Genomic DNA, 17,804 nt, shown 5'->3' with positions numbered 1-17,804 from the left:
TCGAAGGCGATCAGCTCGGCGATCGACTACTTCTACGGCCGCGGCGAGCTCTCGCAGGTGGTGGACCAGACCAACCCGCTGTCGCAGTTGACGCACGAGCGTCGTCTGTCGGCGCTGGGGCCGGGCGGCCTGAACCGCAAGCGGGCGGGCTTTGAGGTCCGCGACGTGCACATTTCGCACTACGGCCGGATCTGTCCGATCGAGACGCCGGAAGGCACGAACATCGGTCTGATCTCATCGATGGCGATCTACGCCGGTTCGGACGAGTACGGCTTCCTGATCACCCCCTACCGCCAGGTGGAAAAGGGCAAGGTCAACGGCAAGATGGTGCACCTGCGGGCGGACGAGGAGATGAACGCGGTGATCGCTCCGCCGACCGTACTGAAGGACGGCAAGTTGCCGGAGGACCCGGTGCTGGCCCGCGTCAAGGGCAACCTGGGCAAGGTCGGCGGCAAGGAAATCGAGTACGTCGATATTTCGCCGAAGCAGATCGTCGGCGTCTCGGCGGCGCTGATCCCGTTCCTGGAGCACGACGACGCGAACCGGGCGCTGATGGGATCGAACATGCAGCGTCAGGCGACGCCGCTGATCCGGACGGAGCCGCCGCTGGTGGCGACGGGTATGGAGCCCTACGTGGCCCAGAACTCGGGCATGGTAATCCGGGCGGAGAACTCGGGCACGGTGACCTTCGTGGACGCCAAGCGGATCGTGATCAACGAGACCGAGGAGTATGAGCTGTCCAAGTTCCAGGGCCTCAACGAGCAGACCTGTCTGAACCAGAAGCCGATCGTGAAACTCGGCGAGAAGGTCAAGGCGGGCCAGGTGATCGCCGACGGCCCGGGCACGCACCAGGGCGAACTGGCCCTGGGACGCAACCTGCTGGTGGCGTTCATGCCGTTCGACGGCTACAACTTCGAGGACGCGATCCTGATCTCCGAGCGTCTGGTGCACGAGGATGCCTACACGTCGATCGACATCAACGCATTTGAGGTGGAAGTCCGCGAGACGAAGCTGGGGCGCGAGGAGTTCACCCGCGATATTCCGAACGTTTCGGAGCGGGCGCTTCGGAACCTCGACGAGAGCGGCGTGGTCCAGGTCGGAACGCGGGTTGAGCCCGGCGATATTCTGGTCGGCAAGGTTTCGCCCAAGAGCAAGACCGAGTTCACTCCGGAAGAGAAGCTGCTGCAGGCGATCTTCGGACGGGCCGGCGAGGACGTCAAGAACGACTCGCTGGAAGTGCCGGCCGGGAACGAGGGCGTCGTGGTCGGGGCGCGGCATTTCGCCCGCCGCACCGCCATGAACGACCAGCAGAAGAAGGCCCTCAAGGGGCAGATGGACCAGACCCGCAAGGACTTCAACGCCAAGATCCTGAAGATCTTCACCCAGATGATCAACGAGATCAACGACGTGACCGGCCAGATCCTGGTGGACCCGAACACCCGCCAGAAGGTGGCCATGAGCGATATCGAGGAGGTCGTCCTCGAGCAGATCCAGAACTTCAACATCAAGTGGATCAAACCGGTCGCCAAGCGCGACGACGCCCAGAAGATCCTCGACAAGTACTGGCCGAAGGTCAAGGACCTCCAGGAGACGCTGGAGATGAAGCTCGCCCAGCTCAAACGGGGCGACGAACTGCCCAGCGGGGTGTTGGAGATGGTCAAGGTCTACGTGGCGACCAAGCGCGTCCTGTCGGTGGGCGACAAGATGGCGGGCCGCCACGGGAACAAGGGCGTGATCGCCAAGATGATGCCGATCGAGAATATGCCGTTCCTCGAGGACGGGACGCCGGTGGACATCGTGCTGAACCCGCTGGGGGTGCCCAGCCGTATGAACGTCGGCCAGATCCTCGAAACCCACCTGGGCTGGGCGGCGGCAAGACTGGGCTTCCGGGCGGTCTCGCCGGTATTCGACGGGGCTCACGAGGAGGAGATTCGTCAGAGCCTCAAGGACGCCGGTCTGCCGGAAGACGCCAAGGCGACCCTCTACGACGGGCGAACCGGCGAAAAGTTCCAGGAGAAGGTAACGGTCGGTTACATGTACATGCTGAAACTGCACCACCTGGTGGACGACAAGATTCACGCCCGGAGCACCGGCCCCTACAGTCTGATCACGCAGCAGCCGCTGGGCGGCAAGGCCCGGACGGGCGGCCAGCGGTTCGGCGAAATGGAGGTCTGGGGCCTGGAGGCGTACGGCGCGGCGCACATCCTGCAGGAAATGCTGACGGTCAAGAGCGACGACGTGGAAGGCCGGACCAAGATCTACGAGTCGATGGTCAAGGGCGCCAACACGCTCGAGGCGGGCACCCCGGTGAGCTTCGAGGTGCTGTGCAATGAGATCCGCGGCTTGGCCCTGAACGTGCAGTTGGAGAAGCGCCGCCTGATTTGACGGAGACGGGAACGGGGTATCGCCGGAACAGTGACCGTACTCTCGTAATAGAGAAGGGAGTATCCGATGGCTGAGAGCGTATACGACAGGATCAACGATTACGGCTCGGTGAAGATTTCGCTGGCCTCGCCGAATGATATTCGGAGTTGGTCGTTCGGCGAAGTCAAGAAGCCCGAGACGATTAACTACCGAACTTACCGGGCGGAAAAGGACGGTCTGTTCTGCGAGCGGATATTCGGTCCGGAGCGGGACTGGGAGTGCTTCTGCGGAAAGTACAAAGGGACGAAGCACAAGGGGATGATCTGCGACCGCTGCGGAGTGAAGGTGACCCACAGCCGGGTGCGCCGCAAGCGGATGGGGCATATCAACCTGGCCGCCCCGGTGGTGCACATCTGGTTCTTCAAGTCGATGCCGTCCCGGATCGGGAACATGCTGGATATGAAGACCAACGACCTGGAAAAGGTCGTGTACTTCCAGGACTACGTGGTGACCGATCCCGGCGAGACGCCGCTGAAGGTCAAGCAGCTCCTGACCGAGGAAGACTACCGCTCGGCGACGGAGAAGTATGGGCACCACACGTTCAAGGCGGCGATGGGGGCCGAGGCGGTTCAGGCCCTGCTTGAGAATCTGGATCTGGAGGCTCTTTCGCGGACGCTTAAGGAAGGGCTGGCCAAGACCAACAGCAAGCAGAAGATCAAGGACCTGACCAAGCGGCTCAAGATCGTCGAGTCGCTTCGCCAGAGCGACAACTCGGCGTCATGGATGGTGCTGGAGGTGATCCCGGTGATCCCGCCGGACCTCCGTCCGCTCGTGCTGCTGGAGAGCGGGAACTTCGCGACGAGCGATCTGAACGACCTCTACCGCCGGATCATCAACCGGAACAACCGGCTCAAGAAATTGATGGACCTGAACGCTCCGGACGTGATCATCCGGAACGAAAAACGCATGCTGCAGCAGGCGGTGGACGCCCTGTTCGACAACGGGCGGTGCCGCCGTCCGGTGCTCGGTTCGTCAGGCCGGCCGCTCAAGGGCCTGACCGACATGATCAAGGGCAAACAGGGCCGGTTCCGCGAGAACCTGCTGGGCAAGCGGGTGGATTACTCAGCCCGTTCGGTCATCGTGGTCGGACCGGAGCTGAAGCTCAACCAGTGCGGCCTGCCCAAGCGGATCGCCCTGGAGCTTTACCAGCCGTTCATCGTCCGCAAGCTCCGCGAGCGGGGCCTGGCGGACACGATCAAGTCGGCCAAACGCATGCTGGAGCGCAAGGACGAGGAAGTGTGGGACATCCTGGAAGAGGTGATTCACCAGCACCCCGTGCTGCTGAATCGCGCTCCCACGCTGCACCGGATGGGTATTCAGGCGTTCGAGCCGGTCCTGGTCGAAGGCAACGCGATCCGGATTCATCCGCTCGTGTGCAAGGGCTTCAACGCGGACTTCGACGGCGACCAGATGGCGGTCCACCTGCCGCTGTCGGTGGAGGCCCAGACCGAGGCCCACGTGCTGATGATGTCAACGAACAACATCTTCAGCCCGGCCAGCGGCCAGCCGATCATGTCGCCCAGCCAGGACATCGTGCTGGGCATGTACTACGTGAGCATCATGCGGGACGACGTGACCGGCGTCGGCATGTCGTTCAACTCGCTGGATGAGGCCCTGATGGCCCACGCGATGGGTAAGATCTCGCTGCACGCGAAGATCCAGGTCCGCCTGAATCGCTACAGCCGCATCGTCAGCACGCCGGACGGCGCGATCGAGGACGTGCCGGCGAACCGGCGGATCGAAACGACGGTCGGGCGATGCCTGATGAACGACACGTTCCCGGACGGAATTCCGTTCTACAACTTTCTGGTCAACCAGAAGGGTTGCTCGCGGATCATCGCCGAGACCCACTCGCTGCTGGGACGCGGCAAGACGATCGACCTCCTGGACACGATCAAGGAACTCGGCTTCAAGCAGTCGGCCCTGGCCGGCATCAGCTTCGCCAGTTCGGACCTGGTGATCCCGGGCAACAAGTGGAAGATCATCGAGGCCGCTCAGCGGGTGGTTTCGCAGATCGACAAGGGCTATCAGCGCGGCGCCATCACCGACACCGAGCGTTACAACCAGACGATCGACGTCTGGACGCACGCCCGCGAACAGGTCGGCAAGGAGATGATGAGCGCCCTGGCCCACGACCAACGCGACGGCAAGCGGTACCTGAACCCCATCTTCATGATGGCGGATTCTGGCGCCCGCGGTTCCAAGGACCAGATCCGCCAGCTGGCGGGCATGCGCGGCCTGATGGCCAAGCCGTCGGGCGAGATCATCGAGACGCCGATTCTGGCGAACTTCCGCGAAGGCCTCAGCGTGCTCGAGTACTTCACCACGACCCACGGCGCCCGCAAGGGTTTGGCCGACACGGCCCTGAAGACCGCGGACTCCGGCTACCTGACCCGGAAGCTGGCCGACGTGGCCCAGAACGTGATCGTCCGCGAGTTGGACTGCAAGACCATTCACGGCGTCACCAAGAGCGTGATCTACCAGGGCGAGACGCTGGACGTTTCGCTCAAGGAGAGCATCATCGGCCGGATCGCCCGCGACACCATCGTCAATCCGGTCACCGACGAGGTCATCGTGCGAGAGAACGAGATTATCAGCGGAACGATCGCGGACAAGCTCGAGAAGGAGCTGCGTCTGGAAAGCATCCGCGTTCGCAGCCCGCTGACCTGCGAGTCGCCCCTGGGCGTCTGCGCCAAATGCTACGGCGTGGACCTCTCGACGGGCCGCCTGATCGAAGAAGGCATGGCGGTCGGGATCATCGGGGCCCAGAGCATCGGCGAACCGGGCACGCAGCTGACGATGCGGACGTTCCACATCGGCGGCGTCGCGTCCCGTATGACGCTGGAAACCGGAGTCCGGGCACGCCAGGCGGGTATCGCCAAGTATCACGACCTGATGCCGGTCGAGGTCACCCAGGAAGACGGCACGAAGACGACGGTGGCCCTGAAGCGCAACGGCGAGATCATCCTGACCGACCAGAAGGGCCGCGAAATCGAGCGGTACAAGGTGCCCTACGGCGGAACGATCCGCGTCGAGGACGGCCAGGCGATCACGGCGCGAATGGTCCTCTGCGACTGGGACCCCCACTTGCTGCCGATCCTCGCCGAGGCCGATGGAACCGTTCGTTTCCAGGACATCGAGCAGGGCGAGACGGTCCGCGTCGAGGAAGGCGCGGGCGGCCAGCGGCGTCTGGTCGTCGTCCAGCACAAGGGTTCGCTGAACCCGCGGATCGTGATCGAGGACAAGGACGGCAAGATTCTGGACTTCCACTACCTGCCCGCCAAGGCGCGGATCGAGGTGGAGGAAGGCCAGCACGTCACGCCGGGACAGCTTCTGGCCCGCCAGCCGCGCGAAATGACCGGTACCCAGGACATCACCGGCGGTCTGCCGCGAGTCACCGAGCTCTTTGAGGCCCGCAAGCCGAAGGAGCCGGCCGCGATGGCTGAGATCTCCGGCACCGTCGAACTGCGGTCCGACCGCCGCCGCGGCAAAATGACCATCATCATTCGCAGCGAGTCCGGCATGGAGAAGGACCACCACGTTCCGCAGGACCGCCACCTGCTGGTGCACACCGGCGACTTCGTGGACGCGGGCGACCCGCTGATCGAAGGCCCGCTGGTGCCGCACGATATCCTGCGGATCAAGGGCGAAGAGGCCCTGCAGCAGTACCTGCTCAGCGAGATCCAGACGGTCTACCGGATGCAGAACGTGCCGATCAACGACAAGCACATCGAGATCATCCTCAGCCAGATGCTGCGGAAGGTCCGAATTGACACCGTCGGCGACAGCAAGTTCCTGCCCGGAGCCGTGGTCGATAAGTTCGCCTTCCGCCAGGAGAACCAGCGGCTCGCCCAGTCACTCAAGATCTCCGAACCGGGCGACACGGGTCTGGCCGAGGGCCAGGTGGTTACCAAGCAGGAGCTCGAAGAGATCAACGAGACCACCGAGACCACCGGCGGCCAGCCGGCCAAAGGCAAGCGCCCGCGTCCGGCGACGGCCAAGACGCTGCTCCTGGGTATCACCAAGGCCTCGCTCCAGAGCGAGTCGTGGATCGCCGCGGCCAGCTTCCAGGAGACCACCAAGGTCCTGACCGAAGCCTCGCTCTCGAGCAAGATCGACCACCTGGTGGGCCTGAAGGAGAACGTCATCCTCGGGCACCTGGTCCCGGCGGGAACAGGCTTCAAACCGTACCAGGAGATGAAGATCCGCCGCGTCCTGCCGACCCTGGCCGAGGAAGAAATGCCGCTGGAAGAGCGGGTCAAGGCGGAAATCGAGCAGGACCGCGAGCGTCTGCTGCGGATCTGACGCGCCGGCCGCCTCGAAAGATTATAAATTCTGGTAATTTAGGCTGGACAGGAATTCCGCCTGGCGGATATAATACTTGTTTCGCGCTGGTAAGGAGAACGAGGAAAAGCGATGCCGACGATAAACCAACTGGTCCGCAAACCGAGAAAGCCGATCACGAAGAAGTCGAAGAGCCCGGCACTGGCGGATTCGCCGCAGAAGCGCGGGGTCTGCCTGCAGGTCAAGACGATGACCCCGAAGAAGCCGAACTCGGCCCTTCGGAAGGTGGCCCGCGTGCGCCTGAGCAACGGCAAGGAAATCACCACGTACATTCCGGGCGTCGACCACAACCTGCAGGAGCACAGCATCGTGCTGGTTCGCGGCGGCCGCGTTCGGGACCTGCCGGGCGTTCGCTACCACATCGTTCGCGGCGTTCTGGACGCCGCCGGGGTGGACGGGCGCAAGCAGAGTCGTTCCAAGTACGGGGCCAAGAAGGGCAAGTAAGCTTTTGGAGAGGTAACCGATCATGGGTTTCAAGAAGTTCACGGCGTCCAGCAAGTCGCTCGCACCGGATGCCCGGTATAACTCGAAACTGGTCAACAAGTTCATCAACTCGTTGATGTACGACGGCAAGAAGAGCGTGGCCACGCGGGCGTTCTACGACGCGATGGACATCGTCGCTTCGAAGATCAAGGACGTTCCGCCGGTGGAAGTCTTCGAGACGGCGCTGAACAACGTCAAGCCGGAGCTCGAGGTGCGTTCCAAGCGGGTCGGCGGAGCCAACTACCAGGTGCCGATGCCGGTGAACAGCCGCCGGCGCCAGTCCCTGGCGATCCGCTGGCTGCTCCTGGCGGCGCGTCAGAAGTCGGGCCGACCGATTGCGGCGCGCCTGGCCGAGGAGTTCATGGCGGCGTACCGCCGCGAGGGTACGGCCATGACGACGCGAGACAACGTGCACCGGATGGCCGAAGCGAACAAAGCGTACGCCCACTTCGCGTGGTAGTACGCGTACGAAGGGTTTTGTCGGGCCGGTTGACGAGAAGTTGCCGGCCCGAAGTTTTTTAGCGGATTCTCAAGATTTTCAGACCATGAGCAACGACAACCGGATGGACAAGATACGTAACATCGGAATTGCCGCCCACATCGACGCCGGCAAAACGACGGTCAGCGAGCGGGTGCTTTACTACGCGGGCAAGACGTACAAGATGGGTGAGGTCCACAACGGCACCGCCGTGATGGACTATCTCGAAGAGGAGCAGCAGCGGGGTATCACGATCACCAGCGCGGCAACCACGTTCGAGTGGCTCGGATACCGGGTGAACCTGATCGACACGCCCGGCCACGTGGACTTTACCGCCGAAGTCGAGCGCTCCTTGCGGGTGCTGGACGGGGCGGTCATCGTCTTCGACGGCAAAGAGGGCGTGGAGGCCCAGTCGGAGACGGTCTGGCGGCAGGCGGACAAGTACCGGGTGCCGCGTATGTGCTTCATCAACAAGATGGACAAGTTGGGTGCGGATTTCCACGCGTCGTTCCATTCGATCAAAGAGCGTCTGTCGTCGAACCCCGTGGCGATTCAGATTCCGATCGGGGCCGAGAGCACCTTCAACGGCCTGATCGACCTGGTCGCCCTCAAGGCCGTCCGCTGGCGAAGCGAGACGCTCGGCAAAGAGGCCTACGAGGAAGAGATCCCCGATGACCTCAAGGACGAGGCCGAGATGTACCGGCACGAACTCCTGGAGAAGGTGGCCGATTTCGACGACGAGGTCATGGAATGCTACCTTCACGAGCAGCCGGTCTCGGTCGAGGCCTTGCGCCGGGCCATTCGCGCCGGCACCGTCCGCGGCGAGCTCCATCCGGTGCTGTGCGGTTCGGCCCTGAAATACCAGGGCATCCAGCGGCTCCTCGACGCCGCCTGCTATTACCTGCCTTCGCCGCTCGACATCCCGCCGGTCGAGGGGCACGATCCGAAGGATCTGGACAAGATCCTCACGCGCAAGCCGGACACGAACGAGCCGTTCGCGGCCCTGGTGTTCAAGATCATCAGCGACCAGCACGGCGACCTGAACTTCATCCGCATCTACTCCGGCACGCTCAAGACGTCGAGCCGCGTCTACAACGCCGAACGCAAGACCAAGGAGAACGTGGCGCGGATATGGCGGATGAACGCCAAGGAACGCATCCGCGAAGACGAGGTCTGCGCGGGCGATATCGTCGCTCTGGCGGGACTGCGCAGCTCGCTGACCGGCGATACGCTGTGCGATGCGAAGCACCCGGTCATCCTGGAACACATCGAGTTCCCTGAGACGGTGATCAACATGGCGATCGAGCCGATCACGTCGGCCGACAAGGATCGCCTCGCCATGGCCCTTCAGACCCTCACGCGAGAGGATCCGACGTTTACCCACCGGATGGACCAGGAGACGGGCCAGACCATCATCTCCGGCATGGGCGAGTTGCACCTGGAGATCATCCAGAACAAGATTCAGCGGGACATGAGGATCGGCGTGCGGGTCGGCAGACCGCGGGTCAGCTACCGCGAAGCGATCAGCGGAGTCGCCGAGGCTGAAGGACGGTTCATCCGTCAGACCGGCGGGCGCGGGCAGTTCGCCGTGGTCAAGCTCCGGGTCGAGCCGATGACGCCCGAGGCCGGGCAGCATGCCGTCGAAGTCGAAAGCGCCGTGCGGGAAGGGGCCATTTCCAAGTCGTGGTTCCCCGCGATCGAGGAAGGCATCCGGGAGGCCGCCACGTCGGGTCCGCAGATGGGCTATCCGGTCCTGAACGTCAAGGTAACGATTCTTGACGGCCAGGAGCACCCCGTCGACAGCTCCGACATCGCGTTTGAGGGCGCCGGTTCGATCGCCTTTCGCGAGGCCGTCGCCAAGGCTCAACCCATCCTGCTCGAGCCGATCATGAAGCTGCAGGTCTCGACGCCGGATGACTACTTCGGCAGCATCACCGGCGACCTGACCTCGCGCCGGGCGGTCATCACGGGCACCAGCCAACGCGGCAATCAGCGGATCATTGAGGCCCGCGTGCCGCTGGCCGAGATGTTCGGATACGCCACCATGCTGCGAAGCCTCAGCCAGGGCCGGGCCGGTCAGACCGACTTCGAACCCTGCGGCTATGAGCCGGTTCCCCAGGACATCGCCGCCAAAATCATGGAGATGGCTTACTAGCCGCCACACGATTAGGAACGGCGAATCCCCCGTTGGATGTTCCCCCCTTTTGGGCCGGATTCCGCTCCGCTGCGCGCCCGCCGGCCGGTATAATGGCGGTCAGGACGTTGTGGCGGATCGGCGCGGTCGCAGGTCAAACATGAAGGTACGGGACGAACACAAGCAGCGAACGAAAGCCCTCTTCGATCGCAGAGGGTTCGCCCGGATTCCCGCTGTACTGATTACGACTCAGCCGAACATCTTTTACTTCACCGGATTCACCGGTGAAGACAGTTGGGCTGTCCTTACGCCGCGACGATCGACCATCATCACCGACGGACGCTTTAATCTGCAGGCCAGAAGCGAATCGCCCCGCTCACGGCTGGTCATTCGCAAAGGGCCGATCGTGCACGCACTCGCCGAGACCGCCAGGAAGTTGCGGCTTGGACGTATTGCCTGCCTCGACGAGGAAGTGACGCTCGCCCTCCGTCAGAGGCTCTCTTCCGCCGTCAAGGGCGTTCGATGGCAGGGCCTGTCCGTCGCCCCCCTCCTGGAATTGCGCGAAGTCAAATCGCCTTCGGAGATTGCGCCCATTCGCCAGGCGCTGGCGATCGCCCAACGGAGTTTTCTGGACATCCTGAACGCGTTGAAGCCGGGACGCACCGAGCGAGACGTGGCCGCCGAACTGGAATACCGCATGAAGACGCTGGGCGCCGAAGCCATCGCCTTTCCCACCATCACAGCCTGCGGGCGAAACTCGGCGCTGCCCCACGCGCGGACAACGTTGACCCGGATTCGCCCGGGCCGGCCGATCACCTTCGACTTCGGAGCCCGGGTCGGCGGCTACTGCTGCGACTTGACCCGCACGGTGTGGATCGGTACAATGTCCGCTCGCTTCAGAGAGATATACGGCGTTTGTCTTGAGGCCCAGCTTGCGGCGATTGACGCCATCAAGGCCGGGGTCACCGCCGGCGAGGTCGACGCGGTCGCCCGAAACGTCATCAAGCGGGCCGGCTACGGCAGGTATTTCGTCCACAGCCTGGGCCACGGGCTGGGCTTGGAGGTCCACGAGCAGCCGGCCCTGCGGACCGCCTCCAAAACGGTCCTGACGCCGGGCATGGTGGTGACGGTCGAGCCCGGCATCTACATTCCGGAGCACGGCGGCGTGCGAATCGAGGACGACGTACTGGTCGAGCGGCGAGGGGCGAGGGTTCTGTCGGATCTGCCCAAGGCGCTCGACCAGGTGGTGCTTTAGACAGGAAAGGTTGACATGGACGTAGAGAAGATACGCGAATTGATCGAGTTGATGAAGGACAACGAGTTGACCGAGATTCGCATCGTCGACGGCGAGAGCCGCTTGCTCCTGAAACGGGGCGGCCAGCAACCGGTCTTCGCCCCCCTGCCGGCGGCGGTCGCACCAGCGGCCGCGGCTCCGGCGCCGACCGCAGCCGCACCGGCGGCGATGAGTCCGGAACCAGCCGAGGACGCCGGACTGGTCGCGATCACCTCGCCCATGGTCGGCACATTCTACGCCGCTCCGGCCCCGGACGCCGACCCGTACGTCTCGGTCGGCGATCGCATCAAGGTCGGCACCGTGGTGTGCATCATCGAGGCCATGAAGGTCATGAACGAGATCAAGTCCGAGGTCGCCGGCACCGTGGAGAAGATCCTCGTCGACAACACCAGTCCCGTCGAGTTCGGCCAGCCGGTGTTCATGGTCCGGCCCGGCTAGACCGCTCGCGGTGCCACGGTTTTTCCAGTGCAGTTCTGACAGGATACGAGCATGTTCTCACGCATACTGATAGCCAATCGCGGCGAGATCGCCCTGCGGATCATTCGCGCGTGCAAGGAACTCGGGGTCGAGACGGTGGTGGTCTACAGCGAGGCGGACCGCGACGCGGCCTACCTCCACCTGGCCGACCGGGCGATCTGCATCGGCAAGGCCTCGCCGAGCGACAGTTACCTGAACATTCCGCGGATCATCTCAGCCGCCGAGGTGGCCAACGTCGAGGCGATCCATCCCGGCTACGGTTTTCTGGCCGAGAACCCCCATTTCGCCGAGATCTGCCGTCAGTGCAAGATCGAGTTCATCGGCCCGACCGTCGAGGCGATGCAGCTTCTGGGCGACAAGGTGGCGGCCAGGAACGTCGCGAAGAAGGCGGGCGTGACCACGGTTCCCGGAAGCGCCGAACCGCTCTCGAACGAGGACGAGGCGATCCAGCTCGCCGCGAAAATCGGTTATCCGGTCATGATCAAGGCGGCCGCGGGCGGCGGCGGACGCGGCATGCGCGTCACCCATAACGAAGCCAATCTCCGCTCGAACTTCAAATCGGCCCAGGCCGAGGCCGAGGCCGCATTTAAGGATGGACGGCTCTATCTCGAGAAGTTCATCGAGCAGCCGCGCCACGTCGAGGTCCAGGTGCTCGCCGACCGCTTCGGCAACATCATCCACCTCTGGGAGCGCGACTGCACGCTCCAGCGCCGGCACCAGAAACTCGTCGAGGAAACCCCCTCACCCGCCATCGACGAAAAGACCCGCGATCCGATGTGCAAGGCGGCGGTGAAGCTGGCCAAGGCGGCCAGGTACACCAGCGCCGGCACGTTTGAATTCCTCGTCGACAAACGCAAGCACTTCTACTTCATCGAGGCCAACACGCGGATCCAGGTGGAACATCCGGTCACCGAGATGGTCACCGGAATCGACCTGATCAAGTGGCAGATCCGGATCGCCGCCGGCGAGGAGTTGAGCATCCGCCAGCGGGACGTCCGACAGAACGGGGCGGCCATGGAGTGCCGCATCAATGCGGAGAACGCGGCCAAGGGATTCGTTCCCTGTCCGGGCAAGATTGAGTTTTTCGTCACGCCCGGCGGGTTCGGCGTGCGGCTGGACACCCACGCGTACGCGGGCTACACCATTTCGCCGTACTACGACTCTCTGGTCGGAAAGCTGATCGTGCACGGCGAGAACCGCGAAGAGGTGATCAAGACGATGCGCCGGGCGCTGCAGGAGTTTCGCATCGGACCGATTCACACGACCATTCCATTTCACCTGGACATCCTCGAACACCGCGACTTTGTCCGGGGCAAGATCGACACCGGCTTTGTCGATCGTCTCTAGCCGGCAAAGTCAATGCGCGACCGGACCGATCGGACACTTCCACGATACGACTGCCACGTGCACACGCAATGCTCACCGTGCGGCCAGGAGCAGATGACCATCGAGAACATCCTGCGGCAAGCGCAGTGTCTGGGTCTCAGTGGGCTGTGCCTGACCGACCACCTGCACCCCAAGACTTCGCTCGAGCAGTTCAGCCGCCTTCGGGCCGAGCTCGATTGTAGCCCGATTCCGTCCGATTTGCGGGTGTGGGTCGGCTGCGAAGCCGAAGTGCTGGCGCCCGGTCGTTTCACGCTCGCCCCCTCTGCGGCCTCGCACTTTGATCTGGTCCTGGTGGCGCCGTACCACGGGCTTGACTGGGTCGATCGGCCTCGCGGCCATCGCGAATCGGAGATCGCTGAGTTTATCCTGTTGATGATGCACTCGGCTCTGGATTGTCCGGGTGTGCGGGTGGTGGCGCATCCGGTGTTGGTGTGGATGGAATGGGCGTTCGACCTCGAACGGGTGTACCGGATCATGCTCGAATCCCGCTCGATGTCCTTGCTGCTTAAGCGGGCCGCCAGAGGCGGGATCGCGATGGAGATCAACTCCAAGTTCACCTCCGGACCGCTGCGCGAAATGGTGCTGCCCTTCTACCGCCGCTGCCTGGAACAAGGGGTCAAGCTCAGCCTCGGTTCGGATGCCCACAGCCCGGAAGGGATGGACATCTGGGACGAGTTCCAGACCTTCGTGGACGATCTTGGCGCCGAGGTCCCCGGCTGCTTGTGGATACCATCCGAGCATCTTCCCGCGGCCCATCCGTAACCGGACGCCGTCCCGCTGCTTTCCAGCCCCCTGCCGAAGTTATCGGGTGTGCCTTCTTGACCCGGCGATCGGTTTTTCCGACAATGCCTATAGAGCACGATGTCCAACCGCCCTGGCGGCGGATTAGCGGAAGGAAGCAGACCGATGAGTCAGTTCGTATTCGACGGCGGCTGCGGGGAAGTGACCGGGTCCATGCACATCATCGAGCACCGCGGCCGGTACGTCGCGTTGGACTGCGGTCTGTTTCAGGGACGCCGCGCGGAGGCCAACGCCAAGAACCGCTCCTTCGCGGTCGCCCCCCGCAAGATCGACTGCGTGATCCTCTCGCACGGACACATCGACCACAGCGGGCGTCTGCCCCGGTTGGTCCGCGAGGGCTTTACCGGCACGATCTACGCCACGCCGGCCACACGCGACCTGACCGCAATTCTCCTGGCCGATTCGGCCCACATCCAGGAGGAAGACGCCGAATTCTACAACAAGAAACGCCTGAAGAACGGCGAGCCGCCCGTTGAACCGCTCTACAACATGGAAGACGCCGCCGAGACGATGAAGCAATTCCTGGCGGTTCCCTATAACATGCCGTTCAGCCCGGTCGAGGGCGTGCGGTTCACGTTCTTTGACGCCGGCCACATCCTCGGTTCGGCGATGGTGCTGCTGGAAATCCAGGACCAGCGGGGCGGCGTGCGGGTCGTCTTCAGCGGCGACCTCGGCCGGCCCGGCCTGCCGATCCTCAAGGATCCGACCCCACTTCCGCCGTGCGACCACCTGATCGTCGAGAGCACCTACGGCAACCGTACGCACGAAAACCCGCGGGACATGAAGGACAAGCTCCGCGAACAGATTCTTCTGACGGTGCAGCGTTCGGGCAAGGTCATCATTCCCTCGTTCAGCGTTGGCCGCACACAGAACCTGGTCTACTACCTGACCCAGCTCATGCACGAGGGGGCGCTGCCGAACATCCCGGTATTCATCGACTCGCCGCTGTCGGTCAACGCCACCGAGGTGTTCCGGCTTCACCCCGAATGCTTCGACACCGAGGCCCTCCGGTGGGTCAAGCAGTTGGGCGACGTGCTGGGCAACACGTGCTGCCGGTTCATCCGCTCCACGGCCGACTCCAAGGCCCTCAACGACCTCCACGATCCGTGCGTGATCATCTCGGCCAGCGGCATGTGCGAGGCCGGCCGCATCCTCCACCACCTGGCGAACAACATCGAGGACGAGCGGAGCACGATCCTGGTGGTCGGCTTCATGGCCGAACACACTCTCGGCCGCCGAATCGTGGAACGTCAGTCGGAGGTCAAAATCTTCGGCCGGATGTACCAGCTCAAGGCGCGGGTCAAGACCCTCAACGGCTTTTCCGCCCATGCGGACGCCGCTGAGTTGCTCGGCTGGGTCAGCCCTCTGGCCGGGCAGGTCCGGAATGTCTTCGTGGTCCACGGCGAGCATGAGCAGAGCAGCGTCTTCGCCGAAAAACTCCGTGAAATCGGCTGCCGCAGCGTCCACCAGCCGACGCCCGGCCAGGAATTTCCGATCGCCTGAGATGCCGGGACGTCCTTGCCTCTCACCTCTTCGCCGCCGCCTCTGGAATCGCGGCAGATGGCGCTCCGCCACGCGCCGCCTTTACACGCATATTGACCCTTGCGTTTATGCGTATTTCGTATATATTGCTGAACCTTTTAACGTATCTCGTAGCATAGGAGGCAGCTAATGAAGGTCGGAATTCCCAGGGAAATCAAGCGCCACGAGTACCGCGTCGCGGCGACGCCCGTGGACATCGCCGCCTATGTTAGGGCGGGGCATCAGGTCCTGATCGAGAAGTCAGCCGGCCAGAGCGCCGGCTTTCCGGATGACGGCTATCGCCGCGCCGGAGCGATCCTGGCCGAATCAGCCGAGGAGGTCTATGGCCAGGCTGAGATGATCGTCAAGGTTAAAGAGCCGCAGCCCCAGGAATTTGGTCTGCTGCGGGCCGGGCAGATTCTCTACGGATACCTCCACCTGGCCGCTGAGCCCGCGGTGGCCCACGCCCTGATCGAACGCGGCGTTTCAGCCGTTGCCTACGAAACAATCCAGCTCGACGACGGAACGCTGCCGTGCCTCGTGCCCATGAGCGAGATCGCCGGACGACTGGCAACGCAGGAAGGGGCGAAGCTCCTCGAAAAGCCTAGCGGCGGACGCGGCGTGCTTCTGGGCGGTGTCCCGGGAGTTTTGCCCGCGAACGTGGGAATTCTCGGAGGCGGCACGGTGGGAACCAACGCCGCCAGAATGGCGGTGGGGCTTGGGGCGAATGTGACAATCACCGACGTCTCACACAAACGGCTGATCTACCTCGACGACGTCTTCAATTCTACTGTCCATACCCTGTTCTCGACCAAAGAGAACGTTGAATATCTGCTCGAAACGTGCGACCTGATCATCGGTGCGGTGCTGATCCCCGGCGCGTCGGCTCCGAGACTCATTCGCCGCGAACACATCAAGCGAATGAAGCCCGGCTCGGTCATCGTCGACGTCGCGGTCGATCAGGGCGGATGTACCGAGATGACCCGCCCCACCACCCACGACGACCCCATCTTCACCGTCGACGGCGTGATCCTCTACTGCGTGGCCAACATGCCGGGAGCGGTGCCGGTGACGTCGACCAAAGCCCTGACCAATCAGACGCTGCGCTACGGGCTGGAGATAGCCAATAAGGGCTTGGCCAGAGCCGCCGGCGAAAACCCGGCGATCAAGCTGGGTGTCAACGTCCACGAAGGGCGGATCGGCCATCCGGCGGTCGCTGAATCCCTGAATCTGCCGTATAGGAATGACCTATGAGCGAACCAACTCCCATCATCGAACCGGATCGGCTTGACTGGCGGATCATCCGGCTACTCCAGGACAATGGTCGAACACCCAACGCCACCATCGCCGAGCAGCTCAAGGTGGCTGAAGGGACGGTCCGCGGGCGGATTCGCAAACTCCTCGAGGCGGGCATCCTGCGGATCGCGGGCATGGTGAACCCGGATGTGCTGACCGGGCACCAGCTCGTGGTGGTGGCCATGAACGTCAAAGAAAGCAAGCAGCTCGAAAAGACGGCCCGGGCCGTGGCGAAACTGCCCCAGGTCAAAGAGGTGGCCATTACCTCGGGACGCTACGACATCATGGCCAAGGTGCTCGTGGACTCCAACAAGGGAATCATCCACTTCCTGACCGATTCGCTGGCGAAAATCGAGGGCATTGCCGGCACCGAGACCTTTGTGATGCTCAAAACGTACAACGCGTGGATCTGATCTAGCGAAATCAGGTCTTGCGGCGTCGGCCTGACATGGCCGCACCGCTCCCGACCGCGAAGGCCGCCGGCCACATCCAGGCGTACGAGGCCAGCGAGATCACCGTGATCAGCCACTCCGAACGGGCAACGTCGCGGCGGGCTTGGCGATACCGCTCCCAAACCACCCGCGCAGCGTCCTGCCGGGTAGGCGGATCGACCCTTCGGCCGCCAAACTCGCCCGCCCGCTGGCGATACGCATTCTCCATCGCCTGATAGTAGGCATCCACCATCCGCGGCGAAAACGCGCCCGCCGACGTTCCAAGCCACAGCGGCCAAGTGTGGGCGGCGATGCCCACCACGATCAGGCCGACCAGGGCCGGCAGATATCGCCACGATCCAACCGCCAGAACGATCACCAGCGGCGTGCAGTAGATCAGAAACCGCTCATGCACTCGCGTCGGCCAGATATAGATGCTCCAGAGCCAGATCGCCGCGAAAACCACCACGCCCAACTCAACTCGACGGTAGCGCCACCCCGACAGGGCTGCGGCCGCCGCCAGCGATCCAAGCAGCGCCGTCCGCCCCCAGAGATCCTTCGAGATCCCCCACACCTCGACCTGCGAGTTCATCGGCTCGGCTGCTCCGCGGGCATCCAGCCGCAGCAGATCGACGTACCAGACGTTGAACCCCTTGAGCGTGGTGTAGGGAAACGCCTCGGTGAAGCTCATCAGGTACGAGCGATCCAACCACGCCAGGCCGTCGGCTGCCATCC

Annotated in this window: 13 protein-coding genes; 12 read left to right on the top strand and 1 reads right to left on the bottom strand. The window is 63.4% G+C overall.

Annotation, left to right across the window (positions count from 1 at the left end; genetic code table 11):
• From rpoB to GXY33_15960, 12 genes are all read left to right on the top strand, one after another.
• Positions 1–2,385 (top strand): DNA-directed RNA polymerase subunit beta (gene rpoB, locus GXY33_16015; protein NLX06643.1); only part of this gene is annotated, 2,385 nt, incomplete at its 5' end.
• A gap of 66 nt (positions 2,386–2,451) precedes the next feature.
• Complete coding sequence (gene rpoC / locus GXY33_16010; GenBank protein NLX06642.1) at positions 2,452–6,729, top strand: DNA-directed RNA polymerase subunit beta'; 4,278 nt, start codon at positions 2,452–2,454, stop codon at positions 6,727–6,729.
• A gap of 111 nt (positions 6,730–6,840) precedes the next feature.
• Positions 6,841–7,212 (top strand): 30S ribosomal protein S12, encoded by a 372-nt coding sequence (locus GXY33_16005; protein NLX06641.1) that lies wholly within the window; start codon positions 6,841–6,843, stop codon positions 7,210–7,212.
• A 22-nt stretch (positions 7,213–7,234) separates the two neighbouring features.
• Positions 7,235–7,711: a 30S ribosomal protein S7 gene (rpsG, locus tag GXY33_16000; protein NLX06640.1), complete on the top strand. Its 477-nt coding sequence runs from the start codon at positions 7,235–7,237 to the stop codon at positions 7,709–7,711.
• An 85-nt stretch (positions 7,712–7,796) separates the two neighbouring features.
• Entirely contained in the window at positions 7,797–9,884 is a 2,088-nt protein-coding gene (fusA, locus tag GXY33_15995) for an elongation factor G (GenBank protein ID NLX06639.1), read from the top strand.
• A 139-nt stretch (positions 9,885–10,023) separates the two neighbouring features.
• Entirely contained in the window at positions 10,024–11,118 is a 1,095-nt protein-coding gene (locus GXY33_15990) for an aminopeptidase P family protein (protein NLX06638.1), read from the top strand.
• Between the two features lie 15 nt (positions 11,119–11,133).
• Complete coding sequence (accB, locus tag GXY33_15985) at positions 11,134–11,595, top strand: acetyl-CoA carboxylase biotin carboxyl carrier protein (protein ID NLX06637.1); 462 nt, start codon at positions 11,134–11,136, stop codon at positions 11,593–11,595.
• 51 nt (positions 11,596–11,646) lie between these two features.
• Positions 11,647–12,981 (top strand): acetyl-CoA carboxylase biotin carboxylase subunit, encoded by a 1,335-nt coding sequence (gene accC, locus GXY33_15980; protein NLX06636.1) that lies wholly within the window; start codon positions 11,647–11,649, stop codon positions 12,979–12,981.
• Between the two features lie 12 nt (positions 12,982–12,993).
• Positions 12,994–13,782 (top strand): PHP domain-containing protein, encoded by a 789-nt coding sequence (locus tag GXY33_15975; GenBank protein NLX06635.1) that lies wholly within the window; start codon positions 12,994–12,996, stop codon positions 13,780–13,782.
• Positions 13,783–13,926: 144 nt separating this feature from the next.
• Entirely contained in the window at positions 13,927–15,324 is a 1,398-nt protein-coding gene (locus GXY33_15970) for an MBL fold metallo-hydrolase (GenBank protein NLX06634.1), read from the top strand.
• A gap of 168 nt (positions 15,325–15,492) precedes the next feature.
• Positions 15,493–16,596 (top strand): alanine dehydrogenase, encoded by a 1,104-nt coding sequence (gene ald / locus GXY33_15965; GenBank protein ID NLX06633.1) that lies wholly within the window; start codon positions 15,493–15,495, stop codon positions 16,594–16,596.
• The gene (locus tag GXY33_15960; protein ID NLX06632.1) at positions 16,593–17,051 is read left to right on the top strand and encodes an Lrp/AsnC family transcriptional regulator; all 459 of its coding nucleotides are present in this window, start codon (positions 16,593–16,595) and stop codon (positions 17,049–17,051) included. The genes ald and GXY33_15960 overlap by 4 nt, the downstream gene beginning before the upstream one ends.
• Before the next feature lie 10 nt (positions 17,052–17,061).
• On the opposite strand, the gene GXY33_15955 is transcribed toward GXY33_15960, so the two are convergent.
• Positions 17,062–17,804: hypothetical protein (locus tag GXY33_15955; GenBank protein NLX06631.1), on the bottom strand; the 743-nt coding region annotated here is incomplete at its 5' end.

The organism is Phycisphaerae bacterium (assembly GCA_012729815.1).
Taxonomy (GTDB): domain Bacteria; phylum Planctomycetota; class Phycisphaerae; order JAAYCJ01; family JAAYCJ01; genus JAAYCJ01.
The sequence above is the reverse complement of the archived record's forward strand: the minus strand, read 5'-3'. Positions and strand labels throughout refer to the sequence as shown.